General features: G+C 63.5%; 20 protein-coding genes and 3 tRNA genes. 15 read left to right on the forward strand and 8 right to left on the reverse strand.

From position 1 onward, the window contains the following. Positions 1 to 3: 3 nt before the first annotated feature. On the forward strand, positions 4 to 459 hold the full coding sequence (locus tag AC3A3Q_RS11955; RefSeq protein ID WP_487586465.1) for a type IV pilin protein: 456 nt from the start codon (positions 4 to 6) through the stop codon (positions 457 to 459). A 159-nt stretch (positions 460 to 618) separates the two neighbouring features. On the opposite strand, the gene AC3A3Q_RS11960 is transcribed toward AC3A3Q_RS11955, so the two are convergent. Both AC3A3Q_RS11960 and AC3A3Q_RS11965 read right to left on the reverse strand, forming a co-directional pair. Beyond that, positions 619 to 695 (reverse strand) — tRNA-Asn (locus AC3A3Q_RS11960). 53 nt (positions 696 to 748) lie between these two features. Next, positions 749 to 1,252, reverse strand: a complete 504-nt coding sequence (locus AC3A3Q_RS11965) for a GspH/FimT family pseudopilin (RefSeq protein WP_487586466.1) — start codon at positions 1,250 to 1,252, stop codon at positions 749 to 751. A 154-nt stretch (positions 1,253 to 1,406) separates the two neighbouring features. Here AC3A3Q_RS11965 and uvrB point away from each other — a divergent pair, with 154 nt between their 5' ends. The 14 genes from uvrB (at position 1,407) to AC3A3Q_RS12035 (ending at position 14,044) form a co-directional block, all read left to right on the forward strand. Continuing rightward, positions 1,407 to 3,440 carry an excinuclease ABC subunit UvrB gene (uvrB, locus tag AC3A3Q_RS11970; protein ID WP_487586467.1) on the forward strand — a complete coding sequence of 678 codons (2,034 nt, stop codon included), beginning with the start codon at positions 1,407 to 1,409 and terminating at the stop codon, positions 3,438 to 3,440. 227 nt (positions 3,441 to 3,667) lie between these two features. After that, a tRNA-Val gene (locus tag AC3A3Q_RS11975) sits at positions 3,668 to 3,742 on the forward strand. 342 nt (positions 3,743 to 4,084) lie between these two features. Continuing rightward, positions 4,085 to 5,986: a threonine--tRNA ligase gene (gene thrS / locus AC3A3Q_RS11980; RefSeq protein WP_487586468.1), complete on the forward strand. Its 1,902-nt coding sequence runs from the start codon at positions 4,085 to 4,087 to the stop codon at positions 5,984 to 5,986. A gap of 69 nt (positions 5,987 to 6,055) precedes the next feature. Then, positions 6,056 to 6,580 carry a translation initiation factor IF-3 gene (gene infC / locus AC3A3Q_RS11985; protein WP_233264853.1) on the forward strand — a complete coding sequence of 175 codons (525 nt, stop codon included), beginning with the start codon at positions 6,056 to 6,058 and terminating at the stop codon, positions 6,578 to 6,580. A gap of 254 nt (positions 6,581 to 6,834) precedes the next feature. Next, entirely contained in the window at positions 6,835 to 7,032 is a 198-nt protein-coding gene (gene rpmI / locus AC3A3Q_RS11990; RefSeq protein ID WP_027083463.1) for a 50S ribosomal protein L35, read from the forward strand. A 13-nt stretch (positions 7,033 to 7,045) separates the two neighbouring features. Further along, positions 7,046 to 7,405 (forward strand): 50S ribosomal protein L20, encoded by a 360-nt coding sequence (gene rplT / locus AC3A3Q_RS11995; RefSeq protein WP_158733136.1) that lies wholly within the window; start codon positions 7,046 to 7,048, stop codon positions 7,403 to 7,405. Positions 7,406 to 7,542: 137 nt separating this feature from the next. Continuing rightward, entirely contained in the window at positions 7,543 to 8,538 is a 996-nt protein-coding gene (gene pheS, locus AC3A3Q_RS12000; protein ID WP_487586469.1) for a phenylalanine--tRNA ligase subunit alpha, read from the forward strand. Between the two features lie 138 nt (positions 8,539 to 8,676). Continuing rightward, positions 8,677 to 11,064, forward strand: a complete 2,388-nt coding sequence (gene pheT / locus AC3A3Q_RS12005; protein WP_487586470.1) for a phenylalanine--tRNA ligase subunit beta — start codon at positions 8,677 to 8,679, stop codon at positions 11,062 to 11,064. Positions 11,065 to 11,080: 16 nt separating this feature from the next. Continuing rightward, positions 11,081 to 11,413, forward strand: coding sequence for an integration host factor subunit alpha (locus AC3A3Q_RS12010; RefSeq protein ID WP_487586471.1), 333 nt, complete (start codon positions 11,081 to 11,083; stop codon positions 11,411 to 11,413). Then, positions 11,406 to 11,762, forward strand: coding sequence for a MerR family transcriptional regulator (locus AC3A3Q_RS12015; protein ID WP_158733140.1), 357 nt, complete (start codon positions 11,406 to 11,408; stop codon positions 11,760 to 11,762). Before AC3A3Q_RS12010 ends, AC3A3Q_RS12015 begins: the two co-directional genes overlap by 8 nt. A gap of 99 nt (positions 11,763 to 11,861) precedes the next feature. After that, positions 11,862 to 11,938: transfer RNA gene (locus tag AC3A3Q_RS12020), tRNA-Pro, on the forward strand. Positions 11,939 to 12,122: 184 nt separating this feature from the next. After that, positions 12,123 to 12,878, forward strand: a complete 756-nt coding sequence (locus AC3A3Q_RS12025) for a hypothetical protein (RefSeq protein WP_487586472.1) — start codon at positions 12,123 to 12,125, stop codon at positions 12,876 to 12,878. 386 nt (positions 12,879 to 13,264) lie between these two features. After that, positions 13,265 to 13,447, forward strand: a complete 183-nt coding sequence (locus AC3A3Q_RS12030) for a hypothetical protein (RefSeq protein WP_487586473.1) — start codon at positions 13,265 to 13,267, stop codon at positions 13,445 to 13,447. A 24-nt stretch (positions 13,448 to 13,471) separates the two neighbouring features. Then, complete coding sequence (locus tag AC3A3Q_RS12035) at positions 13,472 to 14,044, forward strand: hypothetical protein (RefSeq protein WP_487586474.1); 573 nt, start codon at positions 13,472 to 13,474, stop codon at positions 14,042 to 14,044. Positions 14,045 to 14,101: 57 nt separating this feature from the next. On the opposite strand, the gene AC3A3Q_RS12040 is transcribed toward AC3A3Q_RS12035, so the two are convergent. The 6 genes from AC3A3Q_RS12040 to AC3A3Q_RS12065 form a co-directional block, all read right to left on the reverse strand. Continuing rightward, positions 14,102 to 15,397, reverse strand: coding sequence for a tyrosine-type recombinase/integrase (locus AC3A3Q_RS12040; protein ID WP_487586475.1), 1,296 nt, complete (start codon positions 15,395 to 15,397; stop codon positions 14,102 to 14,104). Between the two features lie 246 nt (positions 15,398 to 15,643). Beyond that, complete coding sequence (locus AC3A3Q_RS12045; RefSeq protein WP_487586476.1) at positions 15,644 to 16,255, reverse strand: hypothetical protein; 612 nt, start codon at positions 16,253 to 16,255, stop codon at positions 15,644 to 15,646. Beyond that, the gene (locus AC3A3Q_RS12050) at positions 16,252 to 18,633 is read right to left on the reverse strand and encodes an arylsulfatase (protein ID WP_487586477.1); all 2,382 of its coding nucleotides are present in this window, start codon (positions 18,631 to 18,633) and stop codon (positions 16,252 to 16,254) included. Before AC3A3Q_RS12050 ends, AC3A3Q_RS12045 begins: the two co-directional genes overlap by 4 nt. A gap of 237 nt (positions 18,634 to 18,870) precedes the next feature. After that, entirely contained in the window at positions 18,871 to 20,121 is a 1,251-nt protein-coding gene (gene chrA / locus AC3A3Q_RS12055; RefSeq protein ID WP_487586478.1) for a chromate efflux transporter, read from the reverse strand. An 870-nt stretch (positions 20,122 to 20,991) separates the two neighbouring features. Then, positions 20,992 to 21,552 (reverse strand): dihydrofolate reductase family protein, encoded by a 561-nt coding sequence (locus AC3A3Q_RS12060; RefSeq protein ID WP_487586479.1) that lies wholly within the window; start codon positions 21,550 to 21,552, stop codon positions 20,992 to 20,994. A gap of 15 nt (positions 21,553 to 21,567) precedes the next feature. Next, a complete protein-coding gene (locus AC3A3Q_RS12065; RefSeq protein WP_487586480.1) occupies positions 21,568 to 22,032 on the reverse strand; it encodes a BLUF domain-containing protein in 465 nt (154 codons plus the stop codon). Between the last annotated feature and the right edge of the window lie 306 nt (positions 22,033 to 22,338).

The raw sequence follows: 22,338 nt of genomic DNA on the forward strand, positions 1-22,338 counted from the left end.
CCGATGACACACCCCTTCAGCAGCGACTACCCGCGACCTGCAGGTCGCGGGCACCACCAGGCGGGCTTCACCCTGATCGAGATCATGATCGTCGTGTTGATCATCGGCGTCCTGATGGCGATCGCCTATCCGAATTACCAGAACCACATCATCAAGACCCGGCGCGCGGCCGTGGCGGGTTGCCTGGTCGAGCAGTCGCACTTCATGGAGCGCTACTACACGACCAACCTGACCTACGTGGGCGCGGCGCTGCCCAATGGCGGCTGCAAGCAGGACCTGACGAACTTCTATACCGTCAGTATTGTCACGGCTGCGACCACTGCCCGGACCTATACAGTGCAGGCCGTTCCCAAGAATCAGCAGGCGAGCCGCGACACCAAGTGCGGGACGCTGACGCTGAACCAGCTCGGCACGAAGACGGAAAGCGGAAGCGCGTCCAGCTACAGTGAGTGCTGGTAGCGATGGATTCAGGGGCCCGCAACAATGCGGGCCTCGCTCTTTGCGGGATCCGGACTGGGCAGCTCAACGTGATCTGGCGCACCGGCGCGGAGCGCGGAGACGGGCATCAAGTGCGGCCAAAAAAAAAGACCTGCGACATGATCGCAGGTCTCTTGTATCTGGCGCCCGAAGTTGGACTCGAACCAACGACCCCCTGATTAACAGTCAAGTGCTCTAACCGGCTGAGCTATTCGGGCGGGGACGGGCATTGTAAAGCCTCAGCGGACAGGGTCAATAGTCCAAGCGGAGATCAGGGCGAATTACTGCTGATCGTGGCCATTGGCGTGCGTTCCGATCGGATCCGGCCCGCCTGGCTTACGAAAATGCTACCGATCAATGCGCCATCCGCGCTGGCGTACACGTACAAGGTGAGATTGCTGCCCTCGCTGAAACCGTCCGGCTGGAAACGAAGGCGCGGACGAGTGCTCCTGATCACCAGCCCGCGTCCGCCGGACGAAGCACGCACGAGCCTGCCATCGCGTGCCGTGAATGTGATCCATCCCTGGTCCCAGACGCTGTCCGGCCGGCAGGTCAGGCCATCCTGGCTCGGGCAGACCACCACAGGGCCGTCGCGCAGCAGCGACAGGCTTCTGGCCATCGCCAACGATGCCGTCAATTCGTGGAAAACGCCATTGGCCCGGACCGCCAGCGTTACCTGCCTGAACGCGGGAGCGCCCAGGCCCAGCGTCACGCCCAGTATCGCCATGGCCACCAGCAGTTCCAGCAGGGTCAGGCCTTGCATGTGCCGGTCCATGGGGCCAACTCCGGTGTCGCGGGCAGCCGACTATCCGCGCGACGGCAGCTGAATCCAGTCGGCGCGCGGACGTCGGTCGGGGTAGGGAAGCGACGTCGCTGTCCCCATCTCCAGCACCGACTACACTGAAGAATTACCCCCGGGGCGATCGCCGATGAACGACAGTCTCCATCCCGCAGGCTTCCAACTGGTTTCGCCTTACGAGCCCGCGGGTGATCAGCCGCAGGCGATCGCGCGCCTGGTGGATGGCTTCGAGAGCGGACTGGCCTCGCAGACCATGCTCGGCGTGACCGGCTCGGGCAAGACCTTCACCGTCGCCAACATCATCCAGTCGGTGCAGAAGCCGACGCTGGTGATGGCGCCCAACAAGACCCTGGCGGCGCAGCTGTACGGCGAGTTCAAGGCTTACTTCCCGCACAACGCGGTCGAGTACTTCGTCAGCTACTACGACTACTACCAGCCCGAAGCCTACGTGCCGTCGAGCGACACCTTCATCGAGAAGGACAGCTCGGTCAACGAGCACATCGAGCAGATGCGCCTGTCGGCGACCAAGGCGCTGCTGGAGCGCCGCGACACGATCATCGTCTGCACGGTGTCGGCGATCTACGGCCTGGGTGATCCGAACGAATACTTCCGCATGGTCCTGCACATGGTCCGTGGCGAGCGCATCGACCAGCGCGAGCTGATCCGCCGCCTGACCGAGATGCAGTACACCCGCAACGACACCGAACTGCGTCGCGCCACCTATCGCGTGCGCGGCGAAGTGGTCGATGTGCACCCCGCGGAAAGCGATTCCGAGGCGCTGCGGATCGAATTGTTCGACGGCGAGATCGAGCAGCTCAGCGTGTTCGACCCGCTCACCGGCGAGACCCTGCGCCGCGTGCCGCGCTACACCATCTACCCCGGTTCGCATTACGTCACCACGCGCCGCACCGTGCTCGATGCGATCGAGACGATCAAGGACGAGCTGCGCATGCGCCTGGAGCAGCTCTACGCCGAGAACAAGCTGGTCGAGGCGCAGCGCCTGGCCCAGCGCACCCAGTTCGACCTGGAGATGCTGGCCGAGGTCGGCTACTGCAACGGCATCGAAAACTACTCCCGGCACCTCACCGGGCACATGCCCGACGAGCCGCCGCCGTGCCTGTTCGACTACCTGCCGCCGGACGCGCTGCTGGTGGTCGACGAATCGCACGTGACCGTCCCCCAGATCGGCGCGATGTACAAGGGCGACCGCTCGCGCAAGGAAACGCTGGTGCAGTTCGGTTTCCGCCTGCCGTCGGCGCTCGACAACCGGCCGCTGCGCTTCGAGGAATGGGAAGGCCGCTCGCCACGCGCGGTCTATGTATCGGCGACGCCGGGCCCGTACGAGTTGCGCAAGTCCGAAGATCAGATCGTCGAACTCGTCGTGCGCCCGACCGGCCTGATCGATCCGGAAGTCGAGATCCGCCCGGTCGGCACGCAGGTCGACGACGTCCTCGGCGAGATCCGCGAGCGCGTCGCCATGGGCGACCGCGTGCTGATCACCACGCTGACCAAGCGCATGGCCGAGAACCTCACCGAGTACCTGGGCGAGCACGGTGTGCGCGTGCGTTACCTGCACTCGGACATCGAGACGGTCGAGCGCGTGGAAATCATCCGCGACCTGCGCCTGGGCAAGTTCGACGTGCTGGTCGGCATCAACCTTCTGCGCGAGGGCCTGGACATGCCCGAGGTGTCGCTGGTGGCGATCCTCGACGCCGACAAGGAAGGCTTCCTCCGTTCGGCCGGCTCGCTGATCCAGACCATCGGCCGCGCCGCCCGCAACCTGCGCGGCAAGGCGATCCTGTATGCCGACCGCATCACCAACTCGATGCAGAAGGCGATCGACGAGACCGACCGTCGCCGCGCCAAGCAGGTCGAATACAACCTCGAGCACGGCATCACGCCCAAGTCGATCGCCAAAGCCATCGTCGATGTCATGGAAGGCGCCCGCGCCGAACCGGGCGAGACCGCGAAGGGCAGGGGCAAGGCGCGCAAGGTGGCCGAGGACCTGGCCGAGTACGCCCGCCTCAGCCCGAGCCAGTTCGCCGCGCGCATCAAGTCGCTGGAGCAGCAGATGTACCAGCACGCGCGCGATCTGGAGTTCGAGGAAGCCGCGGCGGTGCGCGATCAGTTGCGGCAGTTGAAGGACGCGGGCTTCGCTGCCTGACGACGTAGAAGCCCGTCATTCCCGCGAAGGCGGGAACCCAGGGACGTTGCTCTACGCGTTGGCTGACGATGCGGACCGGTGTCGCTGCATCACTAGGAGCAGAGTCCCTGGGTTCCCGCCTTCGCGGGAATGACGGGAATCGCGCATGTGACGGAATTGGGGTGTTGCCGCCATCGCGCCGACGGGCTAAACTGCGCGCCCTCGTGAGCCACTTGTGGCGAAACGAAGGGCGGTTAGCTCAGCGGTAGAGCACTACCTTGACATGGTAGGGGTCACAGGTTCGAACCCTGTACCGCCCACCAATATGTTGCGAACGGCCGGGCTCTGCCCGGCCGTTCTGCTTTCCGGGCCCCGGATTTCCGCTGCCCGCACGCGCTCGGCGTTGACTTGCCGGCGCGAAGACCCAACTATTTCACCAGGCTCCGGCAATCGGCCGGAGGCAGGACCCAGAGGTGGCCCGCGGCAACACCGCCGGCCGAGCGTGCGACATGAGCACTACCACTTCCCATCGCTGAACGCCGACGACGCCCCTGCAGGACGGCGCCGCGGCGCCGTTTTTGTTTCCGGAAGCCGACATTTGCCGCCGCTTCCGACGATCCCCAACCGCCAAGCCGCGCACCCGCGCGCCAGCAAGACGCCCTCTCATGATCGCAATCACCCTCCCTGACGGCAGCCGCCGCGAATTCGAACAGCCTGTGTCCGTTGGCGAGGTCGCCGCCTCGATCGGCGCCGGCCTGGCCAAGGCTGCACTGGCCGGCAAGGTCGACGGCAAGCTCGTCGACTCCAGCTACCGCATCGACCACGACGCCTCGCTCGAGATCGTCACCGAAAAGCACCCCGACGCCCTCGACGTGCTGCGCCACTCCACCGCGCACCTGCTGGCGCAGGCCGTGCAGCGCCTGTACCCGGGCGCGCAGGTCACCATCGGCCCGGTCATCGACAACGGCTTCTACTACGACTTCGCCTACGAGCGCCCGTTCACGCCGGAAGACCTGCCGGCGATCGAGGCGGAGATGCAGAAGATCGTCAAGGAAGCCCAGCCGGTCTCGCGCAGCGTGAAGTCGCGCGATGACGCAGTGGCCTTCTTCCGCGGCATCGGCGAGGCCTACAAGGCCGAGATCATCGAATCGATCCCGGCCAGCGAAGACCTGTCGCTGTACAGCCAGGGCGAGTTCACCGACCTGTGCCGCGGCCCGCACGTGCCGTCCACCGACAAGCTGCGCGCGTTCAAGCTGATGAAGGTCGCCGGCGCCTACTGGCGCGGCGATTCCAACAACCAGATGCTCAGCCGCATCTACGGCACCGCCTGGCTCAACGACAAGGACCTCAAGGCCTACCTGACCCAGCTGGAGGAAGCCGAGAAGCGCGACCACCGCAAGATCGCCAAGCAGCAGGACCTGTTCCACCTGCAGGAAGAGGCCCCGGGCCTGATCTTCTGGCATCCCAAGGGCTGGTCGATCTGGCAGGTCGTCGAGCAGTACATGCGCAAGGTCTACCGCGACAGCGGCTACCAGGAAGTGCGCTGCCCGCAGATCCTCGACGTGTCGCTGTGGCAGAAGTCCGGCCACTGGGACAACTACCAGGAAAACATGTTCTTCACCGAGTCGGAGAAGCGCACCTACGCGCTCAAGCCGATGAACTGCCCCGGCCACGTGCAGGTGTTCAACCACGGCCTGCACAGTTACCGCGACCTGCCGATCCGCTACGGCGAGTTCGGCGCCTGCCACCGCAACGAGCCCTCCGGCGCGCTGCACGGCATCCTGCGCGTGCGCGGCTTCACCCAGGACGACGGCCACATCTTCTGCACCGAGGACCAGATCGAGGCCGAGGTCAGCGCCTTCCACCAGCAGGCGCTGGCCGTCTACGACGTCTTCGGCTTCAGTGAGATCCAGATCAAGATCGCCCTGCGCCCGGACAAGCGCCTGGGCGACGATGCCACCTGGGACAAGGCCGAGAATGCCCTGCGCTCGGCCCTGAGCGCGGCCGGCGTGCAGTGGGAGGAACTGCCCGGCGAGGGCGCCTTCTACGGCCCCAAGATCGAATACCACCTCAAGGACGCCATCGGCCGGACCTGGCAGCTGGGCACCATGCAGGTCGATTTCATGATGCCGGGCCGCCTGGGCGCCGAATATGTCGACGAAAGCAGCCAGCGCCGCCACCCGGTGATGCTGCACCGGGCCATCGTCGGCTCGATGGAACGCTTCATCGGCATCCTGATCGAGCACCATGCCGGCCAGTTCCCGGCCTGGCTGGCCCCGATCCAGGCGGTTGTCATGAACATCACCGACGCCCAGGGCGATTACGTGGACGAAGTCCGGAAAACCCTTGCAAATCAAGGATTCCGGGTCCACGCCGATTTGCGCAACGAAAAGATCGGCTATAAGATTCGCGAGCATACCCTGCAGCGCGTGCCCTACCTGCTCGTGGTCGGTGACCGCGAGAAGGAAAACGGCCAGATTTCTGTGCGCACGCGGGGAGGGGAGGACCTCGGGACGATGACCGCCTCCGAATTCGCCTCGCGTTTGCGCAATGAGGGCGTTCAATAAGCCCGTAAGCTGCCCAGGTCCGGCTGCCATCCCCCGGCGGCCGGCACGATCCATACCGGAGATTGCAACATCAGTACCCCCGAAAAGCCGAATCGCAAGAACCAGGAAATCCGCGTCCCGCGCGTGCGCGTGATTGGCAGTGATGGCGAGATGATCGGCGTGCTTACGCGCGACGAAGCGCTGCGCATGGCAGAAGACGAAGGCCTCGACCTCGTCGAAATCCAGCCCAACGCTGATCCGCCGGTCTGCAAGGTCATGGACTTCGGCAAGTTCCGCTTCGAGCAGCAGAAGAAGGCCAACGAGGCGAAGAAGAAGACCAAGCAGGTCGAGATCAAGGAACTCAAGTTCCGTCCGGTGACCGACGAGGGCGACTACCAGATCAAGCTGCGCAACATGCGCCGCTTCCTGGAAGAGGGCGACAAGGTCAAGGTCAACATCCGCTTCCGTGGCCGCGAAATGAGCCACCAGGAGCTCGGCCGCGAGATGGCTGCGCGGATCGAGGCCGACCTGGGCGAGGACATCGTGATCGAATCGCGTCCGCGCCTTGAAGGCCGGCAGATGGTCATGATGATCGCGCCGAAGAAGAAGATCTGACGCGTTACACCCTCTCCCGCCTGCGGAGAGGGCCTCAGGGGCCAAACCCCTGATTCTGAAAGAAAACATTTGCAAGCCCGGCAGCCAGCCCGCATAATGTGCGGCCCGGTTCGCCGGGTTTGTTGTGTGCTGTACCAGGAACCTGTCGTAGAATCATTTCAAGATCAACGACTTACAAGCCGGCAAGGGCAGGACGGAAAGAGTGGCGCGAGCCACCGCCCAGGCCAGTGACAGAACTCCGAAAGGACATCGCAATGCCCAAGATCAAAACCAATCGGGCGGCAGCCAAGCGCTTCCGGAAGACCGCTTCCGGCAAGTACAAGTGCGGCCACGCCAACAAGAGCCACATCCTCACCAAGAAGGCGACCAAGCGGAAGCGCAACCTGCGGCAGACGAACCATGTTCGTGCCGAGGACGCGGGCCGTCTGGACCGCATGCTGCCGTATCTTTGAGGAGGACTGAACAATGGCTCGAGTTAAGCGTGGTGTAACGGCGCGCCGCCGTCACAAGAAAATCCTGAAGCAGGCCAAGGGCTACTATCACGCCCGTCGCAAGGTCTTCCGCGTCGCCAAGCAGGCGGTGACGAAGGCCCTGCAGTACGCCTACATCGGTCGTAAGCAGAAGAAGCGTCATTTCCGTTCGCTGTGGATCACCCGCATCAATGCGGCTGCCCGCATCAACGGCATGAGCTACAGCCGTTTCATCAACGGCCTGCTGAAGGCTGGCATCACCCTCGACCGTAAGGTGCTGGCGGACATCGCCGTGCACGACGCACAGGGTTTTGCAGCGCTGGCAGAGAAGGCGAAGAGCGCGCTCGCGGCGTAAGTTGCTCGCCCGGTGCCACGGTCCGCACGGCGGATCGTGTTGCTGCGGCACAACGCAGTACACGCATGGGGAAGGGCGCAAGTCCTTCCCCATGTTTCGTTTTGGACGATGCTTTTTGTCCGAGGGGTTGCTGGCACATGAGTGGAATCGAATCACTGACGCAGCAGGCGCTGGGCGACATCGCCGCCGCCGACACGCCCGACGCCGTCGAGGCGTTGCGCGTCGCGCTGCTGGGCAAGCAGGGCAGCGTCACCGCGCAGCTCAAGCAGCTGGGCGCACTGCCCGCCGACCAGCGCAAGAGCGCCGGCGAGGCCATCAACCGCGCGCGTGACGCGCTGACCGAAGCCCTGGGCGAGCGCAAGCGCGTGCTCGACGATGCCGCGCTCGATTCGCGCCTGGCCTCCGAGAGCATCGACGTCACCCTGCCGGGCATCGACGCCGGCCGCGGCGGCCTGCACCCGGTCAGCCGCACCATGGAGCGCATCGCCGAGATCTTCGGCCGCCTGGGCTTCGAGCTCAGCAACGGCCCCGAGATCGAGGACGACTGGCACAACTTCGAGGCCCTGAACTTCCCGCCGCACCATCCGGCGCGGGCCATGCACGACACCTTCTACTTCGGCGACGGCCGCCTGCTGCGCACGCATACCTCCGGCGTGCAGGTGCGCTACATGCAGGACACCCGTCCGCCGCTGCGCATGATCGCGCTGGGCAAGGTCTACCGCAGCGACAGCGACCAGACCCACACGCCGATGTTCCACCAGTGCGAAGGCCTGCTCGTCGACGAGCACGCCAGCTTCGCCGACCTCAAGGGCACGCTGGCCGAGTTCGTGCGCGCGTTCTTCGAGCGCGACTTCGAGATGCGTTTCCGCCCGAGCTACTTCCCCTTCACCGAGCCGTCCGCCGAAGTCGACATCGCCTGGCAGCAGCCCGACGGCTCGACCCGCTGGCTGGAAGTGCTTGGCTGCGGCATGGTCCACCCGAGCGTGCTGCGCAACGTCGGCATCGATCCGGAGAAGTACACCGGCTATGCCTTCGGCCTGGGCGTGGAGCGTTTCGCGATGCTGCGTTATGGCGTTGACGACCTGCGCAGCTTCTTCGATAACGACGTGCGCTTCCTGAAGCAGTTCGCCTGACAGCGGGAATATGGAGCGGGAACAGGGAGTGGGGAACGACGGTCTTCCCCATTGGCCCCGTCCCGGCCCGAAGGGCCCTTGGCCTCTAGTTCCCAATTCCCGCTTCACCACTCCCGTTCCTTATTCCCGGCTGCAACCATGAAATTCTCCGAAAACTGGCTGCGACAGCATGTGCCGACCACCGCGACGCGCGACGATCTCGCCGCGACGCTGACCGCGATCGGCCTGGAAGTCGAGGAAGTGACCGCGCTGGGCGAATCGCTCGACGGCGTCGTCGTCGGCCACATCGTCAGCGCCGAAAAGCATCCCGAAGCCGACCGCCTGCAGGTCTGCCAGGTCGACACCGGCAACGGCACCGTGCAGATCGTCTGCGGCGCGCCCAATGCGCGCCCGGGCCTGAAGGCACCGCTGGCGATGGTCGGCGCGAACCTGCCCGGCGGCATCGCCATCAAGGCCGCCAGGCTGCGCGGCGTCGAGTCGTCGGGAATGCTGTGCTCGGCGAAGGAGCTGGGCGTGGACCCGGATGCCTCGGGCCTGCTCGAGTTGCCGGTCGATGCACCGGTGGGTGCGCCGCTCGCGCAGTTCCTCGGCCTTCCCGATGCCAGCATCGAGATCAAGCTCACGCCCAACCGTGCCGACTGCTTCAGCGTGCGCGGCATCGCTTACGACGTCGCGGCGGCACTCACCAGTGAAGTGCGTGAGTTCGACACCACGCCGGTGGCAGCGCAGAGCGATGCGACACTGGCCGTCGAGTTGCAGGCCGGTGCACGCGTGCCGCGCTTCGTCGGTCGCGTCATCGACGACGTCGACGCCACCGTGGCGACGCCGGCATGGATGGCCGAACGCCTGCGTCGCAGCGGCGTGCGTCCGATCAGCTTTCTTGTCGACGTCACCCAGTACGTGATGCTCGAACTCGGCCAGCCGATGCACGCCTTCGACAAGGCGACGCTGGAAGGCGCGGTCGTCGTGCGTCCGGCGCGCGCAGGCGAAGAGGTCAAGCTGCTCGACGGCCGCACGGTCGCGCTCGACGAGGAGTTCCTCGTCGTCGCCGACAGCAGCGGCGGCCACGGCGCGCGTGCCGTCGCACTGGGCGGCATCATGGGCGGCTTCGATACCCGCGTGACCGATACCACCCGCAGCGTCTTCCTCGAAGCCGCGCACTGGGTGCCGTCGGCGATCATCGGTCGCAGCCGCAGGCTGGGCATGCACACCGACGCCGGCCATCGTTTCGAACGTGGTGTCGATCCGGAGCTGCCGCGCATTGCAGTCGAGTACGCGACCAGGCTGATCCTCGACATCGCCGGCGGCGTCACCGGCCCGATCATCGAAGCCGCATTGCCCGAACACCTGCAGCCGTCGCAGCCGATCACGCTGCGCCGCGCGCGCCTGGCGCGCGTGCTGGGCCTGCAGGTCGCCGATGCCGAAGTCGAGCGCATCCTGCGCGCGCTTGGCCTGTCGGTGGAGAACCTGGCTGACGGTTGGCGCGTGATCCCGCCGAGCCGCCGCTTCGACCTCGCGATCGAGGAAGACCTGATCGAAGAGATCGCGCGCATCCACGGCTACGACACGATCCCCACGACGCTGCCCAGCGGTGCCGCGCGCCTGGTCGCGCCGAGCGAAACCCGCGTCGAGGATTCCAGCGCCCGTTGCCAGATGGCCTCGCGCGACTACCTGGAAGCGGTCAACTACGCCTTCGTCGACGCCGACCTGCTGGCCAAGTGGGGCAAGGCCGACGGCGCCGTGCCGCTGGCCAACCCGCTCAGCGCCGAGCTCGGCGTGATGCGTACGGCCCTGCTGCCGGGCCTGGTCGCCGCGCTGGCACGCAACACCGTGCGCCAGCAGCCCCGCGTGCGCCTGTTCGAGCTGGGCAATGTCTTCAGCGCAAATGGCGCCGATGCCCCGCGCGAGACGCCACGGATCGCTGCTGCCATCTGTGGCGAAGCGACCGCCGAGCAGTGGGCGACGACCGCCCGTCCGGCCGGTTTCCACGACCTCCGGGGCGACCTGGACAGCCTGACCGCGCTGGCCGGCGCCAACCTCGAGTACCGCCCGTCGCAGCCCGCCTGGGCGCACCCGGGTCGCTCGGCCGACGTCTACCGCGATGGTGTGTACCTGGGCTGGATCGGCCAGCTGCACCCGCGCCTGCAGCGCTCGCTGGACCTCGACGTAGACGTGGTGGCCTTCGAGCTCGATCTGGAGCCGCTGTTCAGCCGCGCAGTGGCCAAGGCCGGCGCACTGTCGAAGTACCCGTCGGTGCGCCGCGACCTGGCGTTCGTGGTGGCTGAATCGGTCACCTGGGGTGCCTTGTCGGCCGCCGTTCGTCGGGCCGCCGGCACCGCGCTTCGCGACCTCGTCCTGTTCGACAAATACCAGGGCAAGGGCGTGGAACCGGGTTTCAAAAGTCTTGCTATGGGCTTGATTCTGCAGGATGAATCGCGCACGCTCACTGACCGTGAGGTAGACGCAACGGTGGCTTCGGTGACCGATGCCCTGCAGCGCGAACACGGTGCGGTGATCCGGGGCTGAGGTTGAAGGAAAAAAGATGGCACTGACCAAAGCTGAGATGGCCGAGCGCCTGTTCGACGAAGTCGGGCTGAACAAGCGCGAGGCGAAGGAATTCGTCGATTCCTTCTTCGACGCCCTGCGCGAGGCGCTGGAGCAGGGCCGCCAGGTGAAGCTGTCGGGTTTCGGCAATTTCGACCTGCGCCGCAAGAACCAGCGGCCGGGCCGCAACCCGAAGACCGGCGAGGAGATTCCGATCTCCGCGCGCACCGTGGTGACCTTCCGTCCCGGACAGAAGCTCAAGGAACGCGTGGAAGCGTATAGCGGCGTTGACCAAACCGACGTGAAGCACGCAGGAGCGAAGCATGCTTGATCCCGGCAGCAATCGTGAACTCCCGCCGATCCCGGCCAAGCGCTACTTCACCATCGGTGAAGTCAGTGAGCTGTGCGACGTCAAGCCGCACGTGCTGCGCTACTGGGAGACCGAGTTCCCGATGCTCAACCCGGTCAAGCGTCGCGGCAACCGCCGCTACTACCAGCGCCACGAGGTGCTGATGGTCCGGCAGATCCGCGGCCTGCTGTACGAACAGGGCTACACCATCGGCGGTGCCCGCCTGCGCCTGGAAGGCGAATCGGCCAAGGACGAGTCCGCGCTGAGCTCGCAGATCATCAAGCAGGTGCGGATGGAGCTGGAAGAGGTCCTCACGCTGCTGCGCCGCTGACGCGGCACCTCGTAGTGTTCATGGCCAGATGGATGGCCGGACACGGCAACAAGCGGCTATACTTGCCGCCCGCCGCAAGGCGGAGATCGCAATACACGTCGGGGCGTAGCGCAGCCTGGTAGCGCATCTGCCTGGGGGGCAGAGGGTCGTCGGTTCAAATCCGGCCGTCCCGACCATTGCATCAAGCACTTACGTGACGTGGAGTATACGCGTCACCCTAAAGTCACCCTAATATCACCCTATTCGTCCTGAAGGGACTCGTTCGTTGGGCGTGGGGGGAGTATGCGACGTGGTAACTCGCGCGATAGGCCGAATCGTGCGCTACGGTCTCGGCAAGAGGATGAAGCAGGATCACTTGCGGTGTCGAACCCGCACGTGTGGAGCACAGTTGAGGACTTGCTCAGCCCTTTGGTTAAAGTTGCCGCGCTGATTGCTGGCGCATGCGCACTGGCGTATTTGTGCGGCCGTCGCTACTTCGACACATATTTCCGACAGGTCGGGGCCGACTGGGTCGTTGGGCTCATTTCACCAACAACGATGATGGGGATGGCGCTGCCCGTGCTCTTATCGTTGGTTACGTTTGTTGGCACGGGTCTAATATTCGTACACTTTCACGGCATCAAGGCAAGAACACTTTTCCAGGTGCTTCTGTTGGTGACAGCCTTGTGGCTGATATTCGTCGTCAGCTTTTACTTCCCAGACCTTTCGGACGAGGCAAAGCCTGCCAGATTCGGCTTCATAGCCTTTGGGGTGTTAGGCCTTTCGATTGCTGTGGTCTTCATGATCGCGTTGGTCGAAGAAGGGCATATCCGACTTTTGGAGGCGAAGGCTGTGATGTACACGTCGGTGCTTCTGGGATTCCTCATATTTGGCTTCCAGACTGCCGGTACCTGGTCGGCAAAGCTCGACTTCTACGCTGGGACCACTGAGTTGCCAGTGCTACTCGACGACAAGGCGTCCACTCGATGGCGGTTGGTTCTGGCGATCGACCCAACCGTGTTCGTGGTCGCTCTCCCCGCCCGCGCCCAAGATGACGTTGTGCTTCGCGTCATAGGTCGTGACGAGATCAAGGCTGTTGTGGGCCCTCCTCGCTCCCCAGCCGGTCTGGAAGACTAGTCGTCGGCTCTGGGCCCCGGCGGGGGGCTTCGGAGCTAGGGGGGCTTGCATCGCAAAGGGGGCTGTTTGAGAATAGCCGACCATCTTGGTTCCGTATGGCCCTGAGTCCCAGAGTCAATTGAAATCAATGAGTTACATGCCGTCATCCCCCGGCGCGGCTAGCAGTCCACTGTTTTCCCGATTGAAAACGTGACGAACGGCAGGATTGACGTTGACTAGCGGTTGACACTATTTAGGTATTGTCACCAATAGAGCTAGGCAATTGGTGTACTGTCTGGTTTAGCAGGGGATATCCCTTGCGACTCAACCCGGGCCATGCCTGGGTAGAGGCATATGTGTAGGTACCATCAACTGGAGGCACGGATCGTCAGGTCCGTAGGATCGACATGACCACCCAAATGAGAGAAGTCCAGGAGCTGCTTTTCGGCACTGGTGGATTGGGAGTGGCCAACGTCAAGTTGTTCCCGGGGAGCAACCGTTTCGCCACACCGGAGCAGATTGCTGCGGAGATCAAAAAGGGACTGGCTGAGATCGAGGCTGGCAATGCCACCGAGATGGTTGCTGGCTAAACACTGCAGGCAGGGAAAGCCCCTTTGAGCTATCGCGCGCTGTATGACTTCTGCAACACGCTGAACCGCCGTCCCAACCGTTTCGAAATCATCGACAAAGTCGTTGCCCTGACCGGTCGCCAAGGCCGGCCGGGGATTATGTTTGTGGGATACGACCCTACGATCCTTCGTGGGCTCGTGATGTGGTTCGTTCCCTCTGCCCACCCTATGCATCGCCGATGTAATGGTGAGCCGTTGATTCAGGTCGCTCGTGAACTGTCACCTGAGTGGCAGCGCCTGGTCATCATCAAAGAGATGATGCACTACTTCGACACCGATCTTGAAAAGGTTGGCACGCCAGCCGAATTCGAGGGATTGGTGAACGAATTCTCATCCGAGAAGCCGGTCGACTCGATCGCTATGGTTTCTGAAGTTCGCGCACTGTGGCGCGCCTTGGCCGTACTGTGCCCCGAGTCTCTCAGGCAGGACTACCAGCGCGGGAGGACTGCAGGCGAGGTGACGGACGAGGAGATCGCTCGCGCGCTGAAGGTGCCTATCGAGTACGTGCCGCATCTGTTCGATCCAGACTTCAAGCACGTTGTTGGCGGCTTGTTCTGATATTTTCGCCCGGAAAGGGCACAGGTGACGCTGCGCTTACGCGTCACCCAGTTCAACCTATCGCGGCAGCGTGATGCCGGTCGAAACCGGTTGCCAGGGCGTGTTGTGGCCCTCCAAATATCCCTTGGTCATCGCCTCGCTCGCGTGGCCCATCAGCGCCTGTACCTGCTGCAGCGTCCACCCTGCGTCCTGTAGCAGCGCACCGCCCAGGCTGCGGATCTCGTGGAATGTCGGCGGGTTGTCACCGTCGACGCCGGCCTCATCGCGCGCATCTGCGAACGCTCTGGACAGTTGCTCCGGTAGAACCTGCGTGTGGTGCGTACGCGACTTCGCGCGCTTGTCCTGCGGCCGCGCCTTCTCCGGCAGCCGGTGCACGATGAAGGGTGACACCACGTCGTCACGCGCGCGCTGCAGCAGGGCCTCCAGCTCCGCGCCGATGGCGATCTGCAACCGCACGCCGGTGCTGTCCTCGGTTTTCGTCGGCACCACCCACAGCGCGCCAGCGCGGACGTCGGCGAACTTCAGCGAGACCACGTCCTCGCGGCGCAGAAGCGTCAGCAGAGACAGGTCCATCGCGTTGCGCACCCACTCCGGCGCCGTCGCCCAGATCTTCCGATAGACGTCGATTGTGAGCCGTTCGCGCTTGCGCTCGTGCGTGAACTTTCGGGTAGCCATCGCCGGGTTGTCGTCCATCCAGCCTTCCTCGACGGCACACGCGAGGATCCAGCCCAACACCAGGCGGAACTGCTGGCGCGATCGCGGAGACGGTGTGACGTTGCGGATGAACTCCGCGCAGTCCTTCACCGACAGTCCCTGGAGCTCGCGATCGCCGATGCCACCCTCGATGCGGCGGATCACGCTCTCGTAGACCTCGGCCGTCTTCGGTGCCCACTTCCGCCCTGGGATGTCGTCGGCGCGGAAGACCTTGATCGCATCGGTGACCGCTTTCTCCGTGCCCATCACCTTGGCGACCAAGTCGCTGGTAGGCGTCAGCAGGGAGTTCAGCTTCTTGGCGGCAGCGAAGGCCCTGGCCTTGTCGACGCCTAGGCGCGTCTCCTTCTTCGTGACCGGATTGCGGTACTTGAAGCCGGTCTTGTTCGGGTAGAGGTTGGGCGGCCAGCCTTGGCGGCTGCGCGATCGACTGCGTCCCATGATCTGACTCCAGAATTCCTGAATGAATGGGGGCAAGCGGCAAAGCGACTTGGCCGAGTTTGCCAGTTGAACTTCGATGCCCGTGTCGAGGTGTGGAAGCTGTAGTCTCTCGAAGAAGGTCGGCAGGGAATGCCGATCGAGGGGGTGGCATTGAAGGTCAATCGAAACACAAGCGAACAGGGCTTTGGTCGCCAGTGCCACGACTGTCACGTCATAACGGTGTTTGCAAATAGCCGGGAAGTCCAGTTGGGTTGGCTGTTAGATATCCGCATCGAGCTACCTGAGGGGGGATCGATTTCGCGGGGAGCAGAAGTTTGTGCCGCTACCTCGGAAGAGGCCGTCGCCTTTGGAATTCGCGTCGGCCGCGACTTGATCGACGGCTTGGTCCTCTAGATTGCCTTCAGCTGGCCTCGTCGAGGACGCGCCTGACGAGCTCGTCGCCCTCAGCTAGCCAAGCGTGCTCGTCGACGTACCAGGTGTTATCCACGTGTAGCGCGCGCCGAGCATGAAATCGCTGTACGCCTTGTCGAAGTTCCGCTCCGACGGCGCGAACACGGGGTTCACCGGGTCGAACCTCACCTGAAGGTCTACATCGACATAGCGCAGACCACCGAAGACGTCGAGCCCACTATAACGCCCAGCGCCAGGACTCCACACGGCGGCCAGTTCGAACAATTGCGTGTCGAGGTCGGACTGGGTCCTGATACGGGTGAAGTCCTTATCGTCCTCGAGCCCAAGGAATATGTAGTCGGCGAACATGCCGAACTGCTCACCCTGTCCTTCGGCATGGATCAGGAAGGCGCCGTCAATCTTGTCGATGATGTCCGAGAACGATGTGTCGGTTTCCGCAGGGGGTTCGTTCGTGCGCAGATCTGTGCTGATGCTTGGCGCCCAGAGGTAAGGTGCAATCATCCATTCCCAGTCATCGCCCTCGGCCGCATGGGAGGAGAAGGAGGCGCCCATCATGCAAAGCGCACCGGCGGTGATCGCCGAGACTCGGGAAACCCAGCTCATCACCTGGTTCTCTTCACGGTTCGCCCGGACCAGAATCTCGCTCATTTCAGATACCTGACGTTGAGGCTACCGATCTTCCCGTTAAACTCGAACGGCTTGCGATCGAAGTACGCAAGTGACACTGGCGAATAGCTGTCTCGGCCCACGTCGAATGCATCGTTGGCGGTGAAAGTCAGTGGTGCAGAACGCGGAACCGTGCCCTTGGCAACTTCCTTCCCATCGATGCGAACGACCACATCGAGCGGTCCGCCGTGGTCGGTTCCGGCCTTGCGCGTTTCGACCTCGATCTTGACCTTGCCCGTGGGCAGCGGTGCAGAAGACGCGAGCTGCGTGCGCTCGATTTCGAAGAGGTTGTACTCGTACGTCAACTTTCCCTGATCCACCCACAGGGCTACGCCGCCAGAGAACGCCCCTAACGCGTAGAGCACACCCTGCGAGTCTGGCTTGAGTTCGGTCTCGATGGTGACCAGGTTGCTACGGGCGCCGACCTTGGGCGCGGTGAATTCGGGAACACCGACCACGGCCTGGGTGAAGTTGAACTCGGTCGCCGGATTGGACGGGGCATCTTCAGGATGGAACACCACCGACCACAATCCGCCACCCACCGGCCAGACCTTGTTCGCCTGGGCATCCGCGCCGAATCCTGCCTTCAGCGCCTGCAGCTTCTCCGGGTGTTGGGCCGCAACGTCTTTGGCCTGCGAATAGTCCGTGCGCAGGTCGTGCAACTCCCAAGTGTCCTGGTCCGGCGACCATTTGAAAATCGCCGGGTCCACGCCCGGCTTCCACGGAATGCGTGGGCCAAAGACCGACGCGATCCAGTCGTCCTGGTAGAACGCCCGACTGCCCATGATCTCGAAGTACTGGCTCTTCTTGCGCCCCGGAGCCTTCTCTGAGTTGAACGTATAGGCCAGGCTCACGCCGTCGAGCGGGTCCTGCGTGATGCCGTCGACCAGCTTCGGCGGCGTGATGTCCAGCACGTCGTAGATCGTCGGAACGATATCGTTGACATGGTGGAACTGCGTACGCGGTTTCTTATCCGGCTTGATCTTGTCCGGCCAGGAGACCACCAGCGGCGTGCGCGTCCCGCCGAAGTGCGCAGCCACCAGCTTGGTTGATCGATGCGGCGTAGATCCCGCCCACGCCCAGCCCGCGTGGTACATGTTGTCGGCCTTGGGCGATCCGAGGACGTCCAGCCCGCCCAGCTCGTTCATCGCGCGGATGTGGTCCTTGATCTCGGTGCGAATGCCGTTCTGCGCCAACAGTTCGCTGATCGTTCCGTTCTGGCCTTCCGCGCTGGATCCGTTGTCGCCCCAAACATAGAAGATGAGCGTGTTGTCGCGAATTCCCATTTCCTCCAGTGCGTCGATGAGGCGGCCGGCTTGTACATCGGCGTGCTCGGTGTATCCGGCGAAAACTTCCATCAACCGCCGCTGGAAGGGTTTCTCGTCCTCGGGGATGTCAGACCATGCCGCGAGTGAGTCGGGACGCTGTGTAAGTTCAGTGTCCTTCGGGATCCAGCCGAGCTTCTTTTGCTGGGCAAATACGTCCTCGCGCATCTGATCCCAGCCGTTGTCGAACTTGCCCTTGTAGCGGTTGGCCCAGTCGTTAGAGATGTGGTGGGGGCCGTGCGCAGCGCCGGGTGCCCAATACATGAAGAACGGCCGATCCGGTGTCAGGGCGTGCACCTGCTTCATCCACGACACCGCCTTGTCGGTCATGTCTTGGGTGAAGTGGTAGCCCTCTTTGCCGTGTGACGGGTCGATGCGCACGGTGTTCTCGACCACCGCCGGTTCCCACTGGGACGACTCGCCAGCGAGAAAGCCATAGAAGTAGTCGAAGCCAATGCCTTCGCCGGCGGGCCAGTCGGTGTAGGGGCCAACCGCCGTCGTTTCGTTGGCGGGTGTGTTGTGCCACTTGCCGAATGCTGCGGTGGCATAACCGTAGTAGCCGAGCACCTTCGCTGCCGTGGCCGACGTGCGCGGTATGCGGCCGGTGTAGCCATCCCAGTCGTTGGCCAACTCCGCGATCTGGCCGTTACCGACCCGATGATGGTTGCGCCCGGTCAGCAGGGCTGCGCGCGTGGGCGAACACATCGCAGCGTTGTGGAATCGGTTGTAGGACACGCCCTGTTTCGACAGGCGAGTCAATGTCGGTGTGTTTATCGGCCCGCCGAACGTGCCCGCAAGTGCCGGCCCGACGTCGTCGAGCATGATCACCACGACATTGGGAGCGTTGGCCGGTAGGTGCGGCTTAGCTGGCAACGGACTGTAGGTCGACTCGGCGATGGTTGGGCCGGCCTTACTGCCGGAGGGAGTGGGAGAAAACGGCAACGACTCCTGGGCGAATGCGGGCGCCGACAGCAGCAGCGCACCGATGGTGATGACGAGACTACGGACCTTCAGACGGGGGAGAGCAGACTTCATGCGATTCTCCGTTTCCTTGGCGCACAGAGGTCTCGTAGACCGGCCGGAATACCGATGGATCCCGGAAGCTGTGCAAGCGGCGACAGCCCTACTCGCTGAACCTTCTGTTCAAGCGCCATGCAGACTTATCAGGACGGCGTGAAATCACTGTGAACCCGATCCGCTGTGACCGCTAACAACAGTGGTCGCAATCGGGCGCCGTTATGCCCACGCGTTTCGAGATGCTTCGACGGAGAACTATCCGAGGAGGCTCGCCGCGAGGGACGCGGTTACACACCAGAGCACGATCCCCAACGCAGAAACCCGCATGGATGCCAGCAGCGCAAACCCAATCATGGCAATGACAAAGTCGGCCGAGCCGTGCACGCCTTCAGTCAAGACTGGGTCGTAGAACGCCGCAATTAGCAGTCCTACGACTGCGGCGTTGATGCCTGCCATTGTGCTGGCGGCCCAAGGTCGCCGCGCCAAGCGCTCCCACAGCGGCAGCACCGCCAACAGCAACAGGATGCCTGGCAGAAACACGGCTAGCAAAGCGATCGTCGCGCCCGCCGCAGCCGGCAGGCCCAAGGGCACTTCAGCGCCAAGGAAAGCTGCCAAGGAGAACATCGGCCCGGGCATCGCCTGTGCCGCACCGTAGCCAGCAAGGAATCTATCTGGGCCCACCCAGCCAGTATCGACTACCGCCTGCTGCAGCAGTGGAAGCACGACGTGGCCACCGCCGAACACCAGTGCCCCGGCTTTGTAGAACGCGGCCGACAGTCCTCCGGCCGTGGGTACATTCGTGGATGGCCACATCAACGAGCCAGCCAAGCCGACCAGGAAAACGGTCAGAAACGCGGCTCCACCGCGATGGCCGTAGCGCACCGGAAAGGCCGCAGTTGCCGGTGCGATCACATGCCGGCACAGCCACGTCCCAAGCATCCCGCCAAGTGCAATCGCGATTAGTTGCGCCCAGGCGTTGCCGGTCAAAACGATCAAGGTGACTGCCCCCGCAGCGATCAGGGCACGTGGTGCATCCGGTGCCAGTTGCCGCACCATGCCAAGCAGGCCGTGCGCGACCACGACAACCGCGACCAGCTTCAGGCCATGGACGGCGGCCGCACCAACGCCCTGCCCGAGGTACGGCGCTAACGCAGCGAAGCCGAACATCAGCAGTGCCGACGGCACGGTGAATGCAATGAAGGCTGCCAGCGCGCCAGGCCAGCCGCCCCGGAACAGGCCGATCGCAAAACCCATCTGACTGCTGGCTGGGCCCGGCAGGAACTGGCAGACGGACAGCAACTGCGCGAAGTGGGTATCGTCCAGCCAACCGCGCCGACAGACGAACTCCTCGCGAAAATAGGCCAGATGCGCGATCGGACCGCCGAACGATGTCAGCCCCAGACGCAGGAAGACGCGGAACACTTCGCTCGCGCTACCCGGTGCCAGCGGAGCCTGAGGGGACATGTAGGACAACAGCGACTCGCGTTGGCGGTTGACGTTGGGCAATGCTATCAGCGCGCCTGCGTGTATGAACCAGCCCAGCGCTCGGGGCTCAATCGCCAATTGCGAACTGACCGCTAAGAGTCGGTTGCGGACATTAGCACCACCCAGATCGCCCCGCCCTGCCCAATGACCGCTAACGGCCATAAGCGGACATCCAATGCCTGAGTTAAGCCGAGCCGCGAAGCGGCTTCGGCTTCAATGAATTATTAGGCCCCAGCATGTCACCGGGATGGGCATAACTTGGGCCCACGGGTGATGTGATGGCGCCAGTTCTCTTGCTGATGAAGAAGCCGATAATCGGTTTTCCCGCGTAGCCGAACGAGCCCTCCACCACCCAAGAGTCTGGCAGTTCGGAAACTCCGGAGTAGCTGCCGCAACCAACATGCCGCAAGAAATACGCCCCAGCGATGTCATTCGCCTCTGCGCGACTAACGCCATCGGTTGTGTCCACATTACGGAGCAAGCTAGCCGGTGTGGCTAGATTGTCCGTCACTTGAGCCAACGCGGAGCACGAGGCCAAGATGCTTGCGAGTAGAAATGCAGACGATCTCATGGGCCTAGCTACCTAATAGACGGACCCGTGGGTCCGAACCCAGCGGGTTTGGTTGAATGACCTGGCCAATGACCGCTTCGGGTCGAAAGCGGACATTCGCCGATCACCCTATCGGCTTGCAAGTGTTTGATTTGAAATGATCGCACTCGGCATCTTTGAAGGGGACTCGGCGGGCTAGAAGGCCTTTTGAATCAGTCAGATCGGGCCGACACGGCACATGCCTGGGGGGCAGAGGGTCGTCGGTTCAAATCCGGCCGTCCCGACCATTGCATCAAGTCATTGTGTGGCGTGGAGTGAACGCGTCACCGCAAGCCGGATCGCTAACCTTTCGGCACGTACCGCAGCGCCAGCGCGCCCGAGCCGAGCTCGTGCCTGCCCACCAGCTTCAGGTCGACATACTTCGACAGCCCGGCGAACAGCGTCGGCCCATGGCCCGCGATCCTGGGTTGCACGACGAACTCGTACTCATCGATCAGGCCCATCTCCGCCAGGGCGAACGGCAACGTCACACCGCCTACAAAAATTCCCTTGCCCGGCTCCTGCTTGAGCCGTTGCACGGATTCCCGCAAGTCTCCGCGCAAGAGCTCGGCATTCCAGTCGACATGGTCGAGGGTGGCAGAGACCACGTATTTCCTGGCTGCGTGGATCGTATGTACGAAAGGCATCACCCAGGGCTCCGCCCAATCGGGCACGACGCCTGTCTCCGCCGGCTCCCGCCACGCGTCTTCCATCATCTGGTAAGTCACCCGGCCGAAGAGGAGGGCATCGGCTTGTGCGAGATTGCGGGCGTGGTGCCGATGCAGTTCTTCGTCGGCCATGCCTGCACGATGATCGCAGCAGCCATCCAGCGTGATGTTGATGGAATAACGAAGGGGGCGCATTGCGTTCTCCTTGGCTCAGGCCGGGGCGACCGGATTCTCGGCTTGCCACTTGCTCCAGTAATGCATCAGCAATGCAACGCCATCGTTTCGCTTGAAGGAAGTACGGGTCACCGGAATCGATTCTTCCCAGCGCGCCTGTGCCAGTTCCTGCAGCGTGGATGCCGTCGCGTTGCAAAATCCCATGTGCCAGGCGTCGAACTGGCGGTTGGCGACAGGCGCGTTCATGAGTTCGCGGATGTCGGTGTGGCAGCGCGCCTGGTGGATTCGCTCATACACGGCGTGGACGCTATCTGGCAGTCCTTCGAAGTACTGGAAGAACTGCTCGCCATTGAAGAACAGCGCCCCGGTAACTCCGGACATCGCATTGAACCCGCGTGCGTCGAGCAGCAGCCCGTCGATTTCGGCAGGCTGAAGCGGGCGCGTGGCGGTACTGACGTACGCGATGGCGCACAACGCGTTGTTCGACTCGGTGTTCGTCATGGATCGCGATCCGCCCACGAAGGTGGGCGCCCCGGGGCGAGACTAGGCGAGCCGCCAGCCGGCCGCAACTTTGCTGGCCGTGCCGCGCCCAACAAAAAAGGGCCGCGCGCCTCACAGGGAGGCTCGCGACCCTCCGGCGAATGGCATGCTTGGAGCATGCCAACGTCGACCGATTCGGCTCGTACGGGAGATCGATGATCTGAGCTAGATGATCCTGATCTACTCTTCGTCACCGGATCGGCATGGCAAGCATAGTGGGGCTGGCGAAATTCCAGCGTGAGGAAATCGCCGAACCGGGAACACTTG

The sequence above is a fragment of the Lysobacter sp. Soil_C_59 genome (genome assembly GCF_057656415.1).

Bases quoted from the DNA above. Each gene is read 5' to 3' on its own strand.
- AC3A3Q_RS11955 (WP_487586465.1), top strand. From the start codon at position 4: ATGACACACCCCTTCAGCAGCGACTACCCGCGACCTGCAGGTCGCGGG.
- AC3A3Q_RS11965 (WP_487586466.1), bottom strand. From the start codon at position 1,252: ATGGACCGGCACATGCAAGGCCTGACCCTGCTGGAACTGCTGGTGGCC.
- uvrB (WP_487586467.1), top strand. From the start codon at position 1,407: ATGAACGACAGTCTCCATCCCGCAGGCTTCCAACTGGTTTCGCCTTAC.
- thrS (WP_487586468.1), top strand. From the start codon at position 4,085: ATGATCGCAATCACCCTCCCTGACGGCAGCCGCCGCGAATTCGAACAG.
- rpmI (WP_027083463.1), top strand. From the start codon at position 6,835: ATGCCCAAGATCAAAACCAATCGGGCGGCAGCCAAGCGCTTCCGGAAG.
- rplT (WP_158733136.1), top strand. From the start codon at position 7,046: ATGGCTCGAGTTAAGCGTGGTGTAACGGCGCGCCGCCGTCACAAGAAA.
- pheS (WP_487586469.1), top strand. From the start codon at position 7,543: ATGAGTGGAATCGAATCACTGACGCAGCAGGCGCTGGGCGACATCGCC.
- pheT (WP_487586470.1), top strand. From the start codon at position 8,677: ATGAAATTCTCCGAAAACTGGCTGCGACAGCATGTGCCGACCACCGCG.
- AC3A3Q_RS12010 (WP_487586471.1), top strand. From the start codon at position 11,081: ATGGCACTGACCAAAGCTGAGATGGCCGAGCGCCTGTTCGACGAAGTC.
- AC3A3Q_RS12015 (WP_158733140.1), top strand. From the start codon at position 11,406: ATGCTTGATCCCGGCAGCAATCGTGAACTCCCGCCGATCCCGGCCAAG.
- AC3A3Q_RS12030 (WP_487586473.1), top strand. From the start codon at position 13,265: ATGACCACCCAAATGAGAGAAGTCCAGGAGCTGCTTTTCGGCACTGGT.
- AC3A3Q_RS12045 (WP_487586476.1), bottom strand. From the start codon at position 16,255: ATGAGCGAGATTCTGGTCCGGGCGAACCGTGAAGAGAACCAGGTGATG.
- AC3A3Q_RS12050 (WP_487586477.1), bottom strand. From the start codon at position 18,633: ATGAAGTCTGCTCTCCCCCGTCTGAAGGTCCGTAGTCTCGTCATCACC.
- AC3A3Q_RS12060 (WP_487586479.1), bottom strand. From the start codon at position 21,552: ATGCGCCCCCTTCGTTATTCCATCAACATCACGCTGGATGGCTGCTGC.
- AC3A3Q_RS12065 (WP_487586480.1), bottom strand. From the start codon at position 22,032: ATGACGAACACCGAGTCGAACAACGCGTTGTGCGCCATCGCGTACGTC.